This is a genomic window from [Borrelia] turdi (assembly GCF_030439285.2).
In the GTDB taxonomy this organism is placed as follows: domain Bacteria; phylum Spirochaetota; class Spirochaetia; order Borreliales; family Borreliaceae; genus Borreliella; species Borreliella turdi.
In genome coordinates, this window is the sequence record NZ_CP124017.1 from 1 (window position 1) to 16,414 (window position 16,414).

General features: G+C 26.1%; 18 protein-coding genes. 15 read left to right on the plus strand and 3 right to left on the minus strand.

Features of this window, described 5'->3' with window-relative positions; genetic code table 11:
- The first annotated feature begins 1,325 nt into the window (after nt 1-1,325).
- From QIA31_RS00215 to QIA31_RS00225, 3 genes are all read left to right on the plus strand, one after another.
- Nucleotides 1,326-2,156 (plus strand): virulence associated lipoprotein, encoded by an 831-nt coding sequence (locus tag QIA31_RS00215; protein WP_301393577.1) that lies wholly within the window; start codon nt 1,326-1,328, stop codon nt 2,154-2,156.
- A 710-nt stretch (nt 2,157-2,866) separates the two neighbouring features.
- On the plus strand, nt 2,867-3,352 hold the full coding sequence (locus QIA31_RS00220) for a P13 family porin (protein WP_301393579.1): 486 nt from the start codon (nt 2,867-2,869) through the stop codon (nt 3,350-3,352).
- A gap of 235 nt (nt 3,353-3,587) precedes the next feature.
- A complete protein-coding gene (locus tag QIA31_RS00225) occupies nt 3,588-4,106 on the plus strand; it encodes a BBA03 family outer surface lipoprotein (RefSeq protein WP_301393582.1) in 519 nt (172 codons plus the stop codon).
- Between the two features lie 77 nt (nt 4,107-4,183).
- Here the strand turns inward: QIA31_RS00225 and QIA31_RS00230 are convergent, their stop codons facing one another.
- From QIA31_RS00230 to QIA31_RS00240, 3 genes are all read right to left on the minus strand, one after another.
- The gene (locus QIA31_RS00230) at nt 4,184-5,029 is read right to left on the minus strand and encodes a S2/P23 family protein (RefSeq protein ID WP_301393585.1); all 846 of its coding nucleotides are present in this window, start codon (nt 5,027-5,029) and stop codon (nt 4,184-4,186) included.
- A 110-nt stretch (nt 5,030-5,139) separates the two neighbouring features.
- Nucleotides 5,140-6,396 (minus strand): hypothetical protein, encoded by a 1,257-nt coding sequence (locus QIA31_RS00235; RefSeq protein ID WP_301393588.1) that lies wholly within the window; start codon nt 6,394-6,396, stop codon nt 5,140-5,142.
- Between the two features lie 394 nt (nt 6,397-6,790).
- The gene (locus QIA31_RS00240) at nt 6,791-7,294 is read right to left on the minus strand and encodes a chpAI protein (RefSeq protein ID WP_301385230.1); all 504 of its coding nucleotides are present in this window, start codon (nt 7,292-7,294) and stop codon (nt 6,791-6,793) included.
- Nucleotides 7,295-7,464: 170 nt separating this feature from the next.
- Here QIA31_RS00240 and QIA31_RS00245 point away from each other — a divergent pair, with 170 nt between their 5' ends.
- The 12 genes from QIA31_RS00245 (at nt 7,465) to QIA31_RS00300 (ending at nt 16,401) form a co-directional block, all read left to right on the plus strand.
- The gene (locus QIA31_RS00245) at nt 7,465-7,800 is read left to right on the plus strand and encodes a contractile injection system sheath initiator (RefSeq protein ID WP_301385231.1); all 336 of its coding nucleotides are present in this window, start codon (nt 7,465-7,467) and stop codon (nt 7,798-7,800) included.
- A complete protein-coding gene (locus QIA31_RS00250) occupies nt 7,797-8,669 on the plus strand; it encodes a DUF276 domain-containing protein (protein ID WP_301385232.1) in 873 nt (290 codons plus the stop codon). The genes QIA31_RS00245 and QIA31_RS00250 overlap by 4 nt, the downstream gene beginning before the upstream one ends.
- A gap of 2 nt (nt 8,670-8,671) precedes the next feature.
- On the plus strand, nt 8,672-9,277 hold the full coding sequence (locus QIA31_RS00255; protein WP_301393590.1) for a DUF735 family protein: 606 nt from the start codon (nt 8,672-8,674) through the stop codon (nt 9,275-9,277).
- 84 nt (nt 9,278-9,361) lie between these two features.
- Entirely contained in the window at nt 9,362-10,396 is a 1,035-nt protein-coding gene (locus QIA31_RS00260; RefSeq protein WP_301393593.1) for a DUF685 domain-containing protein, read from the plus strand.
- A 23-nt stretch (nt 10,397-10,419) separates the two neighbouring features.
- The gene (locus QIA31_RS00265; RefSeq protein ID WP_301385235.1) at nt 10,420-10,599 is read left to right on the plus strand and encodes a BlyA family holin; all 180 of its coding nucleotides are present in this window, start codon (nt 10,420-10,422) and stop codon (nt 10,597-10,599) included.
- A complete protein-coding gene (locus QIA31_RS00270) occupies nt 10,596-11,015 on the plus strand; it encodes a BlyB family putative holin accessory protein (protein ID WP_301385236.1) in 420 nt (139 codons plus the stop codon). Before QIA31_RS00265 ends, QIA31_RS00270 begins: the two co-directional genes overlap by 4 nt.
- Complete coding sequence (locus QIA31_RS00275; protein ID WP_301385237.1) at nt 11,005-11,370, plus strand: BBA14 family lipoprotein; 366 nt, start codon at nt 11,005-11,007, stop codon at nt 11,368-11,370. Before QIA31_RS00270 ends, QIA31_RS00275 begins: the two co-directional genes overlap by 11 nt.
- A gap of 207 nt (nt 11,371-11,577) precedes the next feature.
- The gene (gene ospA / locus QIA31_RS00280; protein ID WP_301393596.1) at nt 11,578-12,405 is read left to right on the plus strand and encodes an outer surface lipoprotein OspA; all 828 of its coding nucleotides are present in this window, start codon (nt 11,578-11,580) and stop codon (nt 12,403-12,405) included.
- Between the two features lie 9 nt (nt 12,406-12,414).
- Nucleotides 12,415-13,299, plus strand: coding sequence for a cell surface protein (locus QIA31_RS00285; RefSeq protein ID WP_301393599.1), 885 nt, complete (start codon nt 12,415-12,417; stop codon nt 13,297-13,299).
- 557 nt (nt 13,300-13,856) lie between these two features.
- Nucleotides 13,857-15,056, plus strand: coding sequence for a plasmid maintenance protein (locus tag QIA31_RS00290; RefSeq protein WP_301393602.1), 1,200 nt, complete (start codon nt 13,857-13,859; stop codon nt 15,054-15,056).
- A 32-nt stretch (nt 15,057-15,088) separates the two neighbouring features.
- Nucleotides 15,089-15,673 carry a DUF226 domain-containing protein gene (locus QIA31_RS00295; RefSeq protein WP_301385241.1) on the plus strand — a complete coding sequence of 195 codons (585 nt, stop codon included), beginning with the start codon at nt 15,089-15,091 and terminating at the stop codon, nt 15,671-15,673.
- Nucleotides 15,649-16,401 (plus strand): ParA family protein, encoded by a 753-nt coding sequence (locus QIA31_RS00300; protein WP_301393604.1) that lies wholly within the window; start codon nt 15,649-15,651, stop codon nt 16,399-16,401. Before QIA31_RS00295 ends, QIA31_RS00300 begins: the two co-directional genes overlap by 25 nt.
- The last annotated feature ends 13 nt before the right edge of the window (nt 16,402-16,414 follow it).

Sequence of the window (16,414 nt, forward strand, 5' to 3'; positions counted from 1 at the left end):
AATTTATATTGTTTTAGTATAACAGGTATAATCTAAGGGATTTAACAATACACCTAACTCAAAATTAGATTCATTTCTTAATAATCCCATCTATTAGATCTATAATATCTGTATGGCACTGGGCTTCATCTTTTTTTTTTATTTTACAAACTACTTGCCCCAATTATCTATTATGTTATATCTACCTGCACTATTACTATGAGTAACCACATAATTTTTATTATTATCATACACACTATTAAAATATGTATTTATATTTTAATAGTGGATTTTATATATCTTTCAACTTTAATATTACTTACTAATGCTTAAGTTTCCTAATAATACTTTTATTAGTGGGTTTTCACTATTAAATTTGTCATCTGGCTAATTTAAGATTATTATAATTAGCCAGGTTATTATCAGGCCATCGGCAGTTGGCGACATTTCCAACAACTCATACAATAATTTTATTATTTTTAGAATTTACTTTTTAGATTAATTTTAGCCACATACTAAATATCACAACCTATATTAATCAATAGCTTTTAAACTGGATTAATCTCTTGATTCATTTTGAATTAATTTTACTAACTTAGGAATATCTTTTTTTCTATATTATTACCTTTATTATCCTTATTATGAAAATTAATGTCTTGACTAGATTTTTAGATTTAGTCTTGACTTCATCTGCCAATTTTAAAAGCTATTCTAAGCTCAATGTATTATTTTTGATAAGCTGCTTAATCCTTTAATTTCATTCATATTGTTTGATTAATTATTTTAAAAACTGCTAATTAGCTATTATCTACTATTAATAGACACGCATATTCCTTCCATTAAAACAATAAAAATTTGAAAACATTTTCTTTTGCATCATCGTTAAAATACCCCCACTAGCTAAAGTTTTCACATATACTCCTCCTTTCACATTACTGCTGAAATAATCTATTCATCTATAAATATTAAAGTTTATCTAAATACTATTTTTACCAACCTTAAAAGCTCTACTAGAATAGATTTCTCTAAAACTAATAAACATAATGTGTAAATTTATGCCCATTTTATGTTTTCTAAATAATTGTTAAATACCAAATCGTCATATTGATTTATGGAAATTTAATATTTAAATAATATCCTTATAAAATAAATATATAAATACATACATAAACATTGGATAATAATAACGATTTTAAAAAAAATATTATAAAATATCTGACAAAATTATTATTATTTCAATATTAATAATAATTTTGAATTTAATATTGTATTATATTAATATTGAAATATAATTAATATTGAATTATATTTATTATTATTATTATAAATAAGGAGAGTATTTATTTATGAAATATAAAATAATTGTAAGCATGTTTGTTTTTCTATTTTTAACTGCTTGCAATCCAGATTTTAACACCAATCAAAAAGATGAAAAGTATTACTCTAATAAAAAGAGTCCAAAATCTAATAAAAACAGATTAACCCCCAAAACAAAAGTAAATCAAGAAGTAAATCAAAATCAAGAAGTAAATCAAAATCAAGAAGCAGATCAAAATCAAGAAGCAGACGACCCAAAAAACATGCTGCTTAATGATTTAAGAAGATTCATAGAAGAAGCTAACACATACAGAGAAAAATATGTAAAAAAATTTGAAGAAGAATCTCCAGATCAATATGGAATATTAGCCTTCAAAGAATTAGGCTGGGCAAACAAACCAGGTGAAAGGGTATCCGACAATACCGAGAGATCTATAAGATATAGAAAACAAACTTATGCGACGCTAAATGATATAGATACTGATAAATTAAAGGAATTTACAGAAATTGTAATGTTGTCAAAAGAAACAGAAGGCCTATTTAACACATTTAACTTATTTGGGAGTAATATCGACGCAATAATTGTTTACTTATATCCTAAAAAAGACAATCTAGACAAATTAGAGATTTCGGATTTAGAAAAGCTTAAAGATTTGTTTGAAAAATTCTTATCTACAAAAGAAATCGTCTCAAAAATATTAAAACAACTTTTATTAGATTATCAAAATGATACGAATTCCATAAAAACAAATACCACTAAACTTGAACTTTATGGGAAACAAATTGTAGAACAACTTGTAAAACAACAACAACAAGTAGAAAAGCTAAAAAGTGACATACTTTCAATAAATAACTTTTAAGCCATATTAAAATTGTAATAATATAAAAGCCTTGTCTTTCTTAAAGACAAGGCTTAATGTTTTAACTAAAGATTGCAAAGAGCTTTTAACCCTAGATTTAACTTTAACTTGGAACAAGTAAACTATTTTTTCTATAATCTTTAATTTAATAAAAGTAATTTAGAAATAGATTAATATTATTAATGGTATATAATTAAAAGGTTATGTTTGAGTGTAATTAATTTACATTAATTACACTTTGCCAATTTTATCTTTAATAACTGGCGGTTACAAATAAAAATTATGCAACAAATTAAAGGTTTAGTTATAAAGAAACAAAAATAGATAGCACCTGCTTTTAAACATACGAATTAATTTGATTCTCAATTAATTGAAAATGCTTTAAGTAATAAAGTTGTTTAAAATATTGTCTCTTGTATAACCACTTATTAATGACTTATTATATCCAAAAATAAGCTTTGGGGCTTCATTAATTAACTTGGGGGATTTACTTTTTTGTATTGACTTCTTAGTGTCAAAAAATCTTAAAAAGCATGTATAACTGGTAGATAGTATATTGTCATAAAAGATTTTAAATACCCACCATTTGTACAACTCGTTAAAGAATATTCTTTATCCTTTTTTTACTTACAATAATACGATATTAATTTGTTGTTAATTGCGCTAATATTTTACTTATCAAAACCCATTGTTAGGAGATAATAATCAATATGAAAAAAATTTTCACATTAATATTAATTTTTGGCTTGACAATTCAAAGCTTTGCTACAAAAGACAAACAAGATAAAATTGAAAAAGGTATTGAAATTTTCAATAAATATGATAAAAATAAAAAAAATCCAATAGGTCCATTTCTTTTGAATTTATTTTTACCTTTTGGAATAGGCTCCTTTGTCCAAGAAGATTATATTGGTGGTGGTTCGGTGCTTGGATTTAATTTATTAGGAATAATCCTTTTGGGGACTGGAATGATTGTTAACGCTCATGAAACAAAATTAACCGGATCCCTGCTAATAGGAATAGGAACAAGTATGGCTGTAGCATCATACATAACCTCATTTATTATTCCATTTACATTTGCAAATTGGTACAATGAAAATCTTAAAAAAAGGCTAGGCGCTGAACTTGTGGGGTTTGAACCTAATTTTGATATTGGAATAAGCGGATTCCAGCTGTTGTTTAAAAAAAGTTATTAAATAAACGTAAGAAAATAATTTTTAAGATCTAATATGAAAATTAATAATCTTTAACCTCTTTTGAAAAAAGCAAAAAATATTAAAACATTTATAATATTTAACCTAATTAAGAAATTGTTGTAAACATTAAATTAATAAAGGATTTTCAATTAATTAAAATATTCTAAACATTATATTAAAATGATATAATTAATAATTATTATTAATAATTAAAACTACTTTTAAGGAGACTATTTTGAAAAAAACGATTATTATATTTATCATATTAGCATTTATGTTTAATTGCAAAAACAAAACTAATGATGACAAGCCCAATAATGATCGGGATGAAGAATCTCAAAAATTACAATCTAAATCAAATCTAGTTAATGATGATAGAATTGAATTTAGCAAAACAACACCTTTAGAAAAATTAATAGCCGGATTAAATTTAAACTATTCTGAAAAAGAAACGCTAACATTTTTAATAAGCGCATTAAAAGAAAAACTAACAGACCCAAATATTGGTTCAAATTTTAAAAATGCCGATGGAAATGAGAGCAAAATAGAGGAGACTATACATAAATTCCTATTAGATCTAAAAGAAACCGAAATAAAAGAAATGCTTTTAAAAATTAAAGAAAATAAAGACAAAAAAGAAAAAAATCTTGAAGAGTTAAATACTTATAAAACCACACTTGCTGCTGGATTTGATACAATCTTTAATCAAGCAGATTCCAAAACTACATTTAATAACCTTAAAGACGCAATATAGCACAAACTAAATCTGAAGTTTACATACAATTAATTTAAAAAAGCTAGTGGCTAACCTACTAGCTTTTAAACAATTTTTTAGTTAATCAACGAATTAAATGCAATACTTTCACTTTTTATTTTCGGATATTTTTCAATTATTTTTTTCATAGTAACATTAAAAAGCTTAGAATCAAGTGCAATTCTATAAACTTTTTCATTTTTTGGATTTTGTTTAGACTTAATGGTAATCTCGGCAATCATATCGCTCCAAACTCCATTACTATAAAGAGCAGTAAAAGCCTCAACCACTCTTTTAGAATCTCTAGAACCAAAAGGATACGCAGTTACAAGCCCAGGTTCAACTGATTTTTCAGACATTGGAAGTATTCCTAAAAATCCTCCCCTATTGTCATTAAAATTTATATCGCTTCCCTTGTTTATTAATTTAAATTGAGAAACAGAATAAAAAGGATCACTTTCAAAAGTAGTCTCAAAAATTACTATAGGCATAGCATAAGAAATGTAGGTCCCATCAATAGGAGAAACAAGATAAGAATACTTAATCCCCTTAAGCTCTTTAATACAATTTCCATGCTCATCGCACAAATTTCTGGCTTTAATTTTAATCCAACGAGCATGAATCGACCAAAACCCCCAAGGGATTGTTTTTACTCCTTCTAAAAACTCTATTTGGTTGTAATCAATGAATTTATTTTTATTCTCAATCGCTTTAAAAGTATCATAATTTTGAAAATCCGGCACCAAACTAGAATAATCTAAGAATGACCTAACATTCATTGAACCTAAACCATTTTTTCCTTGACTTAGTCTATCTGATCCATTTTTTCCAACAGGCCCACTGCTTTCTTTCTCCATTTCTGAATTATTATCTAAATAACAGCTAAAAATTAAAACTACAACGGATATAATGCTTCTTTTCAAACACTCCCCCTTAAAACTTTTATTTAATTTTTATTTAATATTTAAAATTTTTAAATTATATTATTAGAAGCAAGTGTAGATCAATTAATAAAAAAAGCAAAATAAAAAAATTAACGTCTACTAATGTCTTTTATTAAGCTATTTAAAACACGATTTATATAATCATAAAGTTTTTTATTCTTGCCAATATTGTTGTAATAAAGTTTAAAAATTTCTAAAAGAGTATTTCTAACTTTAAGAATCAATACTCTTTTATTTTTATTCCTAATAGCGCTTGATGCTTGTTTGAAAGATTGTCGTGACTTCTCCATTTCTTTTAAAAATCCATTAACATCATAATTTAATGTTATTTCTTCTAGCTTTCTCAATATCAACCTAGAATATTCCTTTCCAAGTCTTTTAAATAAATCGTCAAGATTCTCAAAATCTAATTCTCCGTCTAGCAAAACCCTGCAGAATTGCAATGTCTCGTCTTCTTCGTCTGTTAAATTACGCTTCCAATTTAAATGCCAATCAAGCTCTGCCTTTGTAGTAAGAGAAAAATTTTTTAATTCAAGAAGCTCCTTGCTAACACTATTAATTTGTTGATCAACTGTTTTTTCAAGAGCAACAAGAATGTCTGCATTTGAACCACCAGCATTAATCTTGGTTAGATAAAATTGCTGGCATAAATTCATATCTAAAAGAGAAATTTCATCTTCTCTGTCACTTTTATCAGAATAATTTTCAATCAATCTTACTAGAATACTTATTTTAGAAGACAAATCTCCCCACCTCTTTTTTCCTATGTCAATTAAAAATTGATTAACATCTTTTTCGCTGTACTTATACTTTACTAACACTTCATCATTGTTTAAAAGCCACCCACCAAGAGCATGTCTATTCTCATCGTTTTGCAAAGATTTCTTGAAAAACTCAAAATTTTTATCTTCTTCCAAGTTTAAATTGGGAATCCAAATCTCATCCCGATCATTTTTCAGCAAAGCTTTACTGTACCTTGATTTACCAATACTGCGCTTTGAAGAGGGGCTTTGCAAAGGTTTAGAATTATCTAAATTGGCCAAATTATTGTTAGCCTGATCTAAGTCTACAGGCATTAAATTTTCAGAATTTTCCAAAGTTTGTAAATCCTTTTTAAGGTATTTAAATTTTTTTGAGCTTGCTTGGCTATTCTTTTTACTTTCAAAATTACTTAAATTAAAATCTTTAAGATTATTGTTTTTAAACTCTAAAGATTTTTTTTTATTTCCGATTAAATTTTGTTTATTATTAGAAGTGGTGGTTTTTAAATCTTCTTCTAAAGATTTTCTATTACAATTAACAAAAAATAGAAAGCTAATACCAAATGCAATTCCTATTTTATTCATAAATTAAATTACCTCTATTTAATTATAGATTTAAATAAAAATATAGCTCACTTTGCATACACTAAATGTATGCACCATTTTAATTCTTACCATAAAAGGAATTAAGCTTTTTTTTATTTTAAAAATATTTTTTTTAAAATAAAAAAACGAATTAAAATAATGTTAACACAGCATTAAGCTTAAATTATTACAATAATACCTTTTAAAATAAATTGGTATTAATAATCTATATTATTTTAATATCTTATAAAATTTCACAAGCAAATCACAATCATTAATATATTTGAATTTTTAAATCCAAATATATTAAAAACATAACAGGAAAAAATAAACACAAACAAAAAGATTAACCCTCTTTTGGGGGTTAATCGAGCAATTAATTAAAATAAAAAAGTTAAAACGAAACAGATGCATCATAGTTTTTCACAAGATTACAAGCCTGTTCAATGGTTTTAGTAGTTATAAAAGATTGTCGCAAATTCTCTATGTAGGCTCTTTCAACCTGCAGCAACTGATGCTTGGCATTGCCAGCATCTACATCATTTGAACGCTCAAGGATTATTTTGGCCTTTCTTTTAGATTGCAAACACTTAGCAACAGTAGCAAGCATTTCTTTTACTTTGTCTTCATTTAAACTTAAAATTTGATTAAACTTATCGGGATTGCTATCAAGAACCACTTGTTTAATAAAAAACAAAGCTTCTTTTTGATCATCATTTAAAGAGTCTACAAAAGACGTTTTAAGTTCTCCATTTAATTCGCCTCCATTTAATTCACCTCCATTTAATTCACTATTAGAAGAGTTTAAAGACTTTGAAGTTCTTCTCTTAAGATCAGAATAATTAAATTCTTTACAAGCAAAGAATAATAAAATAATAAAAAATAAAAAATTTTTCATACAGTCTCCCACACCGTGATTATATAAATATTTAAAGTAAAAAATTAAATTAAACTTTTTTAAAAAAAATATAAATTATAATATATCTCAACATTTAAAATAATAAACATTTTATAAAACTTTATAGTAATATCGAATAAAATATGCTAAAATAACTTTGGTAGTTAAAAATGGAAATTAAAATTGACGAAAAATTTAATATAGTATTTGATAATGATCTTAAATTAATAGAAAACGTTGAAGAGCAAAAGCAGCGTTTATTTGTTTATCTTAAAACACCAAAAGGCAGCTTAAAAGGAAATCCAAATTATGGATTTGACTACAACTTTTACTTTAAGCTTTGCAAAGCTAATAAAATAGAATCTATTAAAAATTTTTTTTTAAACCTTTCAAAAGAACTTAAAATAGATCTTATTAATGTAAAGCCAAGTATTAAAAACAATACAATAACAATAAAATTTTTCTTTTTAGGAAAAGACACTTTAAAAATGGATTTTAAAATATGAGTATAATTTTTGATAAAAAATTGGGAATATTAGAAAAAACAATAGAAGAAATTCAAAATGAAAAAAAACATATTTTGAGAACAAAATACGGCATAAATATTAATGACAATTCAGTTTATGACATAATAAACTTTCCAAGCTCAAGCATTGACAAACAAATATCAGAAATCTTAAAAGAGCTTTTTTCTAAAATAAAAGAAAATGGAAGCTATTTTAATGCACTCAAAGAAGATTTAAGCACCCCTAAAAGCTCAACCTACGAAGCAATAAGAAAGGCATTGTTAAATGTTGACGGGGTCAAGCACATAAATATTTTAAGTGGGCCTGGAACAATTAACCTTTACTTAATACTAAAAGACGATTGTTTTAAAGACAAAGAAAAAAATCAGATTAAAATTGAAACTAAACAAAATATTTGGAAAGCAATATACTACACAGCACCAAGCGGAACTGTTTTCAAAGGCAATATTGAGATTGAGTTTTTGAACAAACACAATCAAAAAAAAACATACAAATTCAGCTTAGGCAAGAAAAAATATGCATATCTTAAGGCAATCTATAAAACAGAAGCAAAAGACGCAATTTACAAAGAAATAGATGCTCAAATCAGAGACATTTACAATAAAATATTAACCGAAAAATACCTTGAAATGGGAACATCTCTTAGATATCAAGACTTTCTTGCGCCAGTTAGCATTATCAGCGGAATAAAAGAGCTGAGAATTGGAACTTGCATTAAAAATGATAACACAAAAAAAATCACAGAACTTAGTGGGAGTGATTTTACATTCAATAAAGACGAAAATACTAAAGAGAATGAAATTATTATTTTTGATACAAACAAAAGACTGCTTATTAACAGGGAATAAAGATGAACAAAGAGATACCAAAATTTTTAGAAAATACCCAAATTGAAAAGTTTATTTACAGTGAGCTTGATTACAAAAAAGAAATCTTAAGAGAACTAAAAGAACTGCTTGAAAACTTCAAAACAATCAATGTTAAAGACAGCATTAACTCTAAATACGTTGCATTGCTAATGCTTTCAATATTTAACGCATTTCACTTTAAAAAAGAGCTAGATAAAAATCTTGTCAACTCTTTAGACGCCATTATTTTTGCAATCAAATCTATTGGCACTGACGAGAGCTTTATTGTGCTTTTTAGGGCCTTTTTACACGCAAATGTAGAAGTCAGCTCAAACGAAGATGCTCCAGGCGAGATAATAATAAAATTGCTTGAGAACATTAAATCTCCGATTGAATTTAATATTGCAGCAAAAAATCAAAATAAGCTAAAAAAAATAACTGCAAAACACACTGGATTTAAAAAATCTCTAGTTTCCAACTATATGCCCAAAGATTACAAAAATTCAGTATATGAGTTTATTAAAATATTAATTCCTATAGGAAGAATAGTAAAAATTATAGACAAAGAACAAATAGAAATAAAAAGTACAAGAATAAAAAAATTTTAGACAGTAGATCATTTTTTAAAATCTACTATCTACTAAAGTTAAAAATATTAATTTAAAACTAAAAGAAATTTAAAAGGAGAATTTATGAATACCAACGAACCACAAGAGAGTGTCCAGATAAAAGATTTAAACAGAAAAACAAAAGTTAATCAAAGCGATCTTATTCCTATTGATGACATAGTAGAAGATACTTGTGCAATCACATATAAACATCTCCTAGAACAAATACAAAACGATACATTTTACAGTAGTGAATTTTCCTGCTTTAAAAAAGTAATAAAAGACGTAATTAGCCGGGAACTCTTAGAAAACAAAGAATATATAAAAAACATTTACATTAAGGTAATCTCAGAACTTTTAAAACTAAGCACGCCGCTTGAGAACATAGATTTTGATATTGTTTTTAGAAAAGTAAAATCTACTTTTATTTCAAGCTTAAAACATACAAACACGAAATTACCTTCAAATAAAATCTCAATTTACAACTCAGCAACAAAAGATCTTGAACTTATTCAATTTGAAATCTTTGTTGAAAGTTTAAAAGAAATTCTTGCAGAAAAATCTGAAATAAATCAACTCAAAAGTGACTTAATAAATTATTTACAAATAAGCAATTTTAAAGATCAATTCAAAAACTCTTTTAAATTAATACCTAAACACACCTTTGATGTAAAAAGTGAACAAATTGTAAGTTGTTATAAAGACGGAATCCCACAAATTGTAGATATTCCTATTTGGTGGCAAGGAAAACCACATGGTTTTGGAGGAATGCACACAATAATTGATGACGATGCAATATTAGAATTCCAATATAAAACTAAAGCTACAACTATTGTACTTAAAAATAAAAGCAGCACATCAATTGTAATAAACGAATCACACAAAGATAAATACATTTATTTACAAATTGACGCAGAAATTAGGTATTCAAGCTCAACAGAAGATCACAATAAAAAATTTTACCTTAAATTTGAAAAAAGCTCTGCCAAAATACTAATAGCATCATTTTCTTCACAAAACATGCCTACACTTAGAACACCAATTTACAATGGTTGGTACTACGTTGGGGCAGGCAAACTAATCGAAGGTGAATTAATGCCAATACTAAACAAAGTATAAAAATAAATTAAAAGGAGATATTTATGGATACAATACTTATTTTTTTGTCAACAATTGACAATACAAAACTCATTATATTAGGAGGATTTATTGTACTGGCAATAATGCCAATGATTTTAGTAATAAACCCCCAGTTTAGAAAAAATTTAAACTCTATTATAAAGAGCCTCTTAAAAAATACAAATAAAAAGGAAATAGAATGAAAAGTAAAATAAATATCAACTCTGGCGTTGAAGCTTTAAATAATTTATATGACTTTCTAAAAAGTGGCGATTCCCCAACAGAAGTCAAGGTAGAAAAGGGAATATACTTAGGACTTAATCTTTACAATCTAATAATGAGCATCTACAAGGACACAATAAGCACTCTTGAGAAGGAAGAATCAATAAAAATATTAAATGACATTGAAAATGTTAATAATAAAATTACTCAACTTATATCAAGCATTAATGACGAGAGAGATACAGGTATTATTGAGCATTTGCGAGAAGAAAGAAACGAACTAATGGCAATTAAAACCAAAACTCTCCAAGAGCAAATAACAAAGTTCTCAAAAGATTTGCCAAACAGCACTACTAAAAAAGTCCAAGTTTTAAAAGGAGATAAAATTGAAAATTAAAAATTTTGCTTTTTTGTTTTTATTAAACGCGCTTATAATCTTTTCATGCTCTACAATAGCAAGCCTCCCAGAAGAGCCAGCATATCCAAAAGAACCAACATTAAAGGCCTTAAGCTTATATGAAGCGCATCTTTCAAGCTATATTATGTACTTACAAGCGTTTCTTGTAAAAACTCAACAAAAAGTAAATAATAAAAATTATCCTGAGTTTAAACTTTTTGACACCAGTAAATTAGAAAAAGATCAAACTTTAAAATCAATCAAAACAAACATTACTAATTTAAAAAATCACATCGACAAAATAAAACCAATTGCGCTTCAGATTTACAAAAAATACTCAAAAAATATACCTTAGGGTCATTTAATTTTTCTTTTTCCCTAAAGTCCCAATTATGGGACTTTTTTTTTAAAAAAATAAAAAGTCTATGGTTATTCTTTATATAATTTAAAATTTATTATCATTTCATTTTTTTTTAATTTTCTATTTGCTATTTATTGATCTTATACTATAATTATATTTGTATTAAGTTATATTAATATAATATAAAAAGGAGAATATATTATGAAAAAATATTTATTGGGAATAGGTCTAATATTAGCATTAATAGCATGTAAGCAAAATGTTAGCAGCCTTGATGAGAAAAACAGCGTTTCAGTAGATTTGCCTGGTGAAATGAAAGTTCTTGTAAGCAAAGAAAAAGACAAAGACGGTAAATACAGTCTAATGGCAACAATAGGCAAGCTTGAGCTAAAAGGAACTTCTGATAAAAGCAATGGTTCTGGGGTGCTTGAAGGTGTAAAAGCTGACAAAAGTAAAGCAAAATTAACAATTGCTGATGACCTAAGTCAAACTAAATTTGAAATTTTCAAAGAAGATGGCACAACATTAGTGTCAAGAAAAGTAACCCTTAAAGACAAGTCATCAACAGAAGAAAAATTTGATGCAAAAGGTGCTGCCGTAACTGAAAAAGTAATAATAAGAAAAGACGGAACCAGACTTGAATACACAGAAATGCAAAATGATGGAAGCGGAAAAGCTAAAGAAGTTTTAAAAACCCTTACTCTTGAAGGAACTTTAGATGCTAGTGGCAAAACAACATTGACAGTTAAAGAGGGAACTGTTACTTTAAACAAGCACATTTCAAAATCTGGAGAAATAACAGCTGATCTTAATGACACTGAAACTACCCCTGCTGACAAAAAAACTGGTGCATGGGATTCAGGGACTTCCACTTTAAAAATTAGTAAAAACAGCAAAAAAACTAAACAACTTGTATTCACAAAAGAAAACACAATAACAGTACAAAACTACGACTCAGCGGGCACTAATTTAGAAGGCAAAGCAGTCGAAATTACAACACTTGAAAACCTTAAAGATGCTTTAAAATAAGGAGAATTTATGAAACAATATTTACTAGGATTTACTTTAGTATTCGCTTTAATAGCCTGTGCACAAAAAGGTGCTAATCTAGAACAAGGGGGGGAGGATGCAACCGTTTCCGACGCTAGCAACGCAGAAGAAAATTCTAACAAAGATCTTTCTTTAAAAGCAGAAAACTTAGTAACTTTATTTAATGGTAGTCAAATTTTTGTAAGCAAAGAAAAAAATAAAGATGGTAAATATGAGTTAAGGGCAATAGTCGATACAGTTGAGATTAAAGGAGTTGCTGATAAAAATAATGGATCTGGAAAGCTTGAAGGGGTAAAACCTGACAATAGCAAAGTGAAAATGTCAATTACTGACGATCTAAATACAATAACTGTAGAAACACGTGATTCAAGCGATACAAAAGTTTCAAGCAAAGTTCTTAAAAAGCATGGGTCACTAACAGAAGAGTCCTACAAAGCTAATAAATTAGACTCCAAAAAATTAACAAGATCAAATGATACTACACTTGAATATTCAGAGATGACAAATGAAGAAAATGCTACAAAAGCAGTAGAAACTCTAAAAAATGGTATTAAGTTTGAAGGCAGTCTAGTTGGTGGAAAAACAACATTAAAAATAACAGAAGGTACTGTCACATTAACAAGAGAAATTGATAAGGATGGGAAATTAAAAATCTACTTAAATGATACTGCATCTAGTTCTAAAAAAACAGGCTCATGGAATGACATTACCAATACATTAACAATTTCTGCTAACAGCAAAAAAACTAAAGATCTTGTGTTCCTAACAGATGGTACAATTACAGTACAAAGCTACGACTCAGGAGGCACTGCGCTTGAAGGCTCAGCAACTGAAATTAAAAATCTTACTGAACTTACAAACGAATTAAAATAATAGATAAATAAACATCCTGCAAAGCATTCGCCAATGTGGGGTGTTTTATTACACCTTAAAAATTGAATTTATATTTTTCAATTTGTTACTTCTAGAAAAAGTCTCTTAGGGGGCTTTTTCTCTTTTAAAAAAAAGAAAATAAACATACTATACAAATCAGACCATTAAGCCTTTAAAATCAAAATAAAAAGCTCTAATAAAACTAAATGCATGGCCAAAAATTAAGAAAACTAATGGGGCTAATTCCTTCACTCAAGCTTAACTCTTGAATGAAGGATAAATAAAAAATAATCTAAATTCTTGATAAAATTAAACCCATCGCTAATAAGCTCACTATTTTAAATAAAAATTAACACGTAAAAATAATTTACTCTTAATATAAGTTAAATACCTATATTATTTTATTACAAAAACTTACTTTTGTAAAGTATCTTTAACAAATATAAATTAAATATACTTTTTTTATCTTTTTTATATAAAAATACTTTACTTTTTTAAGAAACTGTACTATTAATTAATTTAGAATTAAAGAAATTACTTATATTAGGAGTATAAAATTGAAAAAATCAAAACAAAAATCACTAAACACTACAAAAAGGGTAAAAAAAACTACAAGAAACTTTCAACATAATTTAATTGTATTAATCTCCACTCTTAATTTTATAAACTTAAACTTTAAAAAATACACACAAAAAAACATACTTTATTTTCTAAATAAAAACCTTGAAAGAAATAAACAAAACCCAATAAAACTCAAAACACTACAAAACTATTTATACAAACTAGAAAAAAAATTTAAAGTCACACTAAACTACTGCAAACATTTAGGAAAAAATTCTGGAAGTGAAACTTACTATAAACTTAAATATAAAAAAGAAAAATGTTATTCAATAATTAATACATACTTCAAGGAAAAAACAAATAATAAAATTAATGAATTTATGCAAAGAATAAAAACTTTTAATCAAATAAATGGGAGTGTTAAATGGGAGTGTATTAGTAATATTAATAATAAATATAAAGAATATAGAAATATACACAAAAATCCTAAAAAAACAACAAATAATGAAATATTAAAAAAATATTTAAGTAAATGCAATTTCAAAACCCAAATTCCGGCTCTAATAATGAATTTAGAAACCACAAATAAGATCAAAATATACCACTTAAGAAACCTAAAGCATATTGAAAATGAACTCAAAGAAATAGATCCTCAAAAAATAGAAAAACACTTGTCAAACAAAATAAAAGAAAATAAAAATAATCCAGGATACTTATGTAAATTTTTCAAAAACAATGGATACAAAAAGCTAATAAATAAGATAAAAGAAACGAATAACAAAAATAAAAAAGAAATTTTAAAAAAAATACTTAAAGAAAAAATCAAAGAATTAGAAACTGAAAAATATAAAAAAGAAGATCTTGAAAAATTTTTTAGCAAAACATACGAAATTTATAAAATAAAGCCACATTTCATAATAGAACAAAAAAAATACCCAGATTTAGAAAAATTGGTTAAAAGGGCAAAAAAAGAAATTCCTAAAATACAAGACAGAATGATAAAACTAAAAAGTATAAAAAACAACATTTTTAGTATATTATTAGAACAGTTAAGGCATAAAGTAGACAATGATAAACTAATTCCTACTTTAAAAAAATTCATTGAGAATGAGCCTGATCTTAAATATAGCAAGGTATTTGATAATTCCTACTATAATAATTTAATTAAAATAGTGAGCTTAAAAGAAAATGTATAGTTTAGCTCTACTATTAAGGAAAAAGGAAAAAAATGACGGCTTTACTTGAACGATTAAAGCAAAAACAAAAAGAATTAAAATTAAACACAGAAAATAAACAAAAAATAAAAAAAGGGAAAAAGATTAATGTCTTTTCTAAGATTGAGGAGGTTAAAGGAAGAAGAATATATCACACTAAAATATTCAATGACTTTTATACATTTGGAATAAGCAAAAATGAACCTACAAAATTTTTCATTTCTTTGAGAGGAATTTTTAATATAGAAGAAATAAGCATGTTTCATTTATTCTCTTTAAGAGAAGATGATAAATTTATAGGAATTTCTTATGGAATAAGAAAGCTTGATAAAGCTTTTATTGTAAAGAATTTTAATAAAAAAGAAACCTATACTCTTAGAAAATGTGAATATATCGAATTTAAGTTTAAAAAAGGATCTGTTTTTTGTTATTTAAATGGCCTTCATATTTTACTTAAAAAAGACAGGACCAATAGCCCTTATTATAATACGCTTTTAAATATTATTTTAGAATTAGAAACCGAACTCTACACTTTTTATAATAAAGAATTGTCGAAAGGGGGAATTATTCCTGAATGGATAAAAAAAAGACAAAAGTAATAACAATAGCAAGCATAAAAGGAGGTGTTGGCAAAAGTACAACAAGTTTAATTTTTGCCACATTGCTTTCAGTCAAATATAAGGTTCTTTTAATAGATATTGACACGCAAGCTTCAACAACAAGCTATTTTTTTAATAAAATCAAAGATAACAATGTAAATTTAATAAATAAAAATATATACGAGGTATTAATATCAAATTTACACATAGATAATGCGATAATAAAGATTAATAAAAATTTAGATTTAATTCCAAGCTATTTGACATTGCATAAATTTAATTCAGAATCTATTCCTTATAAAGAATTTAAATTAAAAGAACAATTAAAGTTACTAAGCAAGCATTACGATTATATAATACTTGACACCAATCCCAGTTTAGATTTTACCTTAACAAATGCTCTTGTATGTAGTAATTATATAATAATACCAATAACAGCAGAGAAATGGGCTGTTGAAAGTTTAGATTTGTTTTCTTTTTTTATGAATAAGCTATTATTAACATTGCCAATGTATTTAATTAATACTAAATTTAAAAAGAATAATACACATAAAGAACTTTTAAAGGTTTTAAAGAAAAATAGTAATTTTTTAGGGACAATCTCTGAAAGAGAAGATTTAAATAAAAGGATAGCAAAAAACGATATATTTGATTTGACGAAGGACTACATAATAGAGTACCAAAACACGCTTAATGTATTTTTAAGTAAATCCGGTTACGTACACTAAGTGTACTCGATTG

Excerpts from the sequence above, each read along its gene's own strand:
- QIA31_RS00250 (WP_301385232.1), top strand. The coding sequence starts at position 7,797 with ATGAGTATAATTTTTGATAAAAAATTGGGAATATTAGAAAAAACAATA.
- QIA31_RS00265 (WP_301385235.1), top strand. The coding sequence starts at position 10,420 with ATGGATACAATACTTATTTTTTTGTCAACAATTGACAATACAAAACTC.
- QIA31_RS00260 (WP_301393593.1), top strand. The coding sequence starts at position 9,362 with ATGAATACCAACGAACCACAAGAGAGTGTCCAGATAAAAGATTTAAAC.
- QIA31_RS00255 (WP_301393590.1), top strand. The coding sequence starts at position 8,672 with ATGAACAAAGAGATACCAAAATTTTTAGAAAATACCCAAATTGAAAAG.
- QIA31_RS00240 (WP_301385230.1), bottom strand. The coding sequence starts at position 7,294 with ATGAAAAATTTTTTATTTTTTATTATTTTATTATTCTTTGCTTGTAAA.
- QIA31_RS00215 (WP_301393577.1), top strand. The coding sequence starts at position 1,326 with ATGAAATATAAAATAATTGTAAGCATGTTTGTTTTTCTATTTTTAACT.
- QIA31_RS00220 (WP_301393579.1), top strand. The coding sequence starts at position 2,867 with ATGAAAAAAATTTTCACATTAATATTAATTTTTGGCTTGACAATTCAA.
- QIA31_RS00245 (WP_301385231.1), top strand. The coding sequence starts at position 7,465 with ATGGAAATTAAAATTGACGAAAAATTTAATATAGTATTTGATAATGAT.
- ospA (WP_301393596.1), top strand. The coding sequence starts at position 11,578 with ATGAAAAAATATTTATTGGGAATAGGTCTAATATTAGCATTAATAGCA.
- QIA31_RS00300 (WP_301393604.1), top strand. The coding sequence starts at position 15,649 with ATGGATAAAAAAAAGACAAAAGTAATAACAATAGCAAGCATAAAAGGA.
- QIA31_RS00285 (WP_301393599.1), top strand. The coding sequence starts at position 12,415 with ATGAAACAATATTTACTAGGATTTACTTTAGTATTCGCTTTAATAGCC.
- QIA31_RS00235 (WP_301393588.1), bottom strand. The coding sequence starts at position 6,396 with ATGAATAAAATAGGAATTGCATTTGGTATTAGCTTTCTATTTTTTGTT.
- QIA31_RS00270 (WP_301385236.1), top strand. The coding sequence starts at position 10,596 with ATGAAAAGTAAAATAAATATCAACTCTGGCGTTGAAGCTTTAAATAAT.
- QIA31_RS00295 (WP_301385241.1), top strand. The coding sequence starts at position 15,089 with ATGACGGCTTTACTTGAACGATTAAAGCAAAAACAAAAAGAATTAAAA.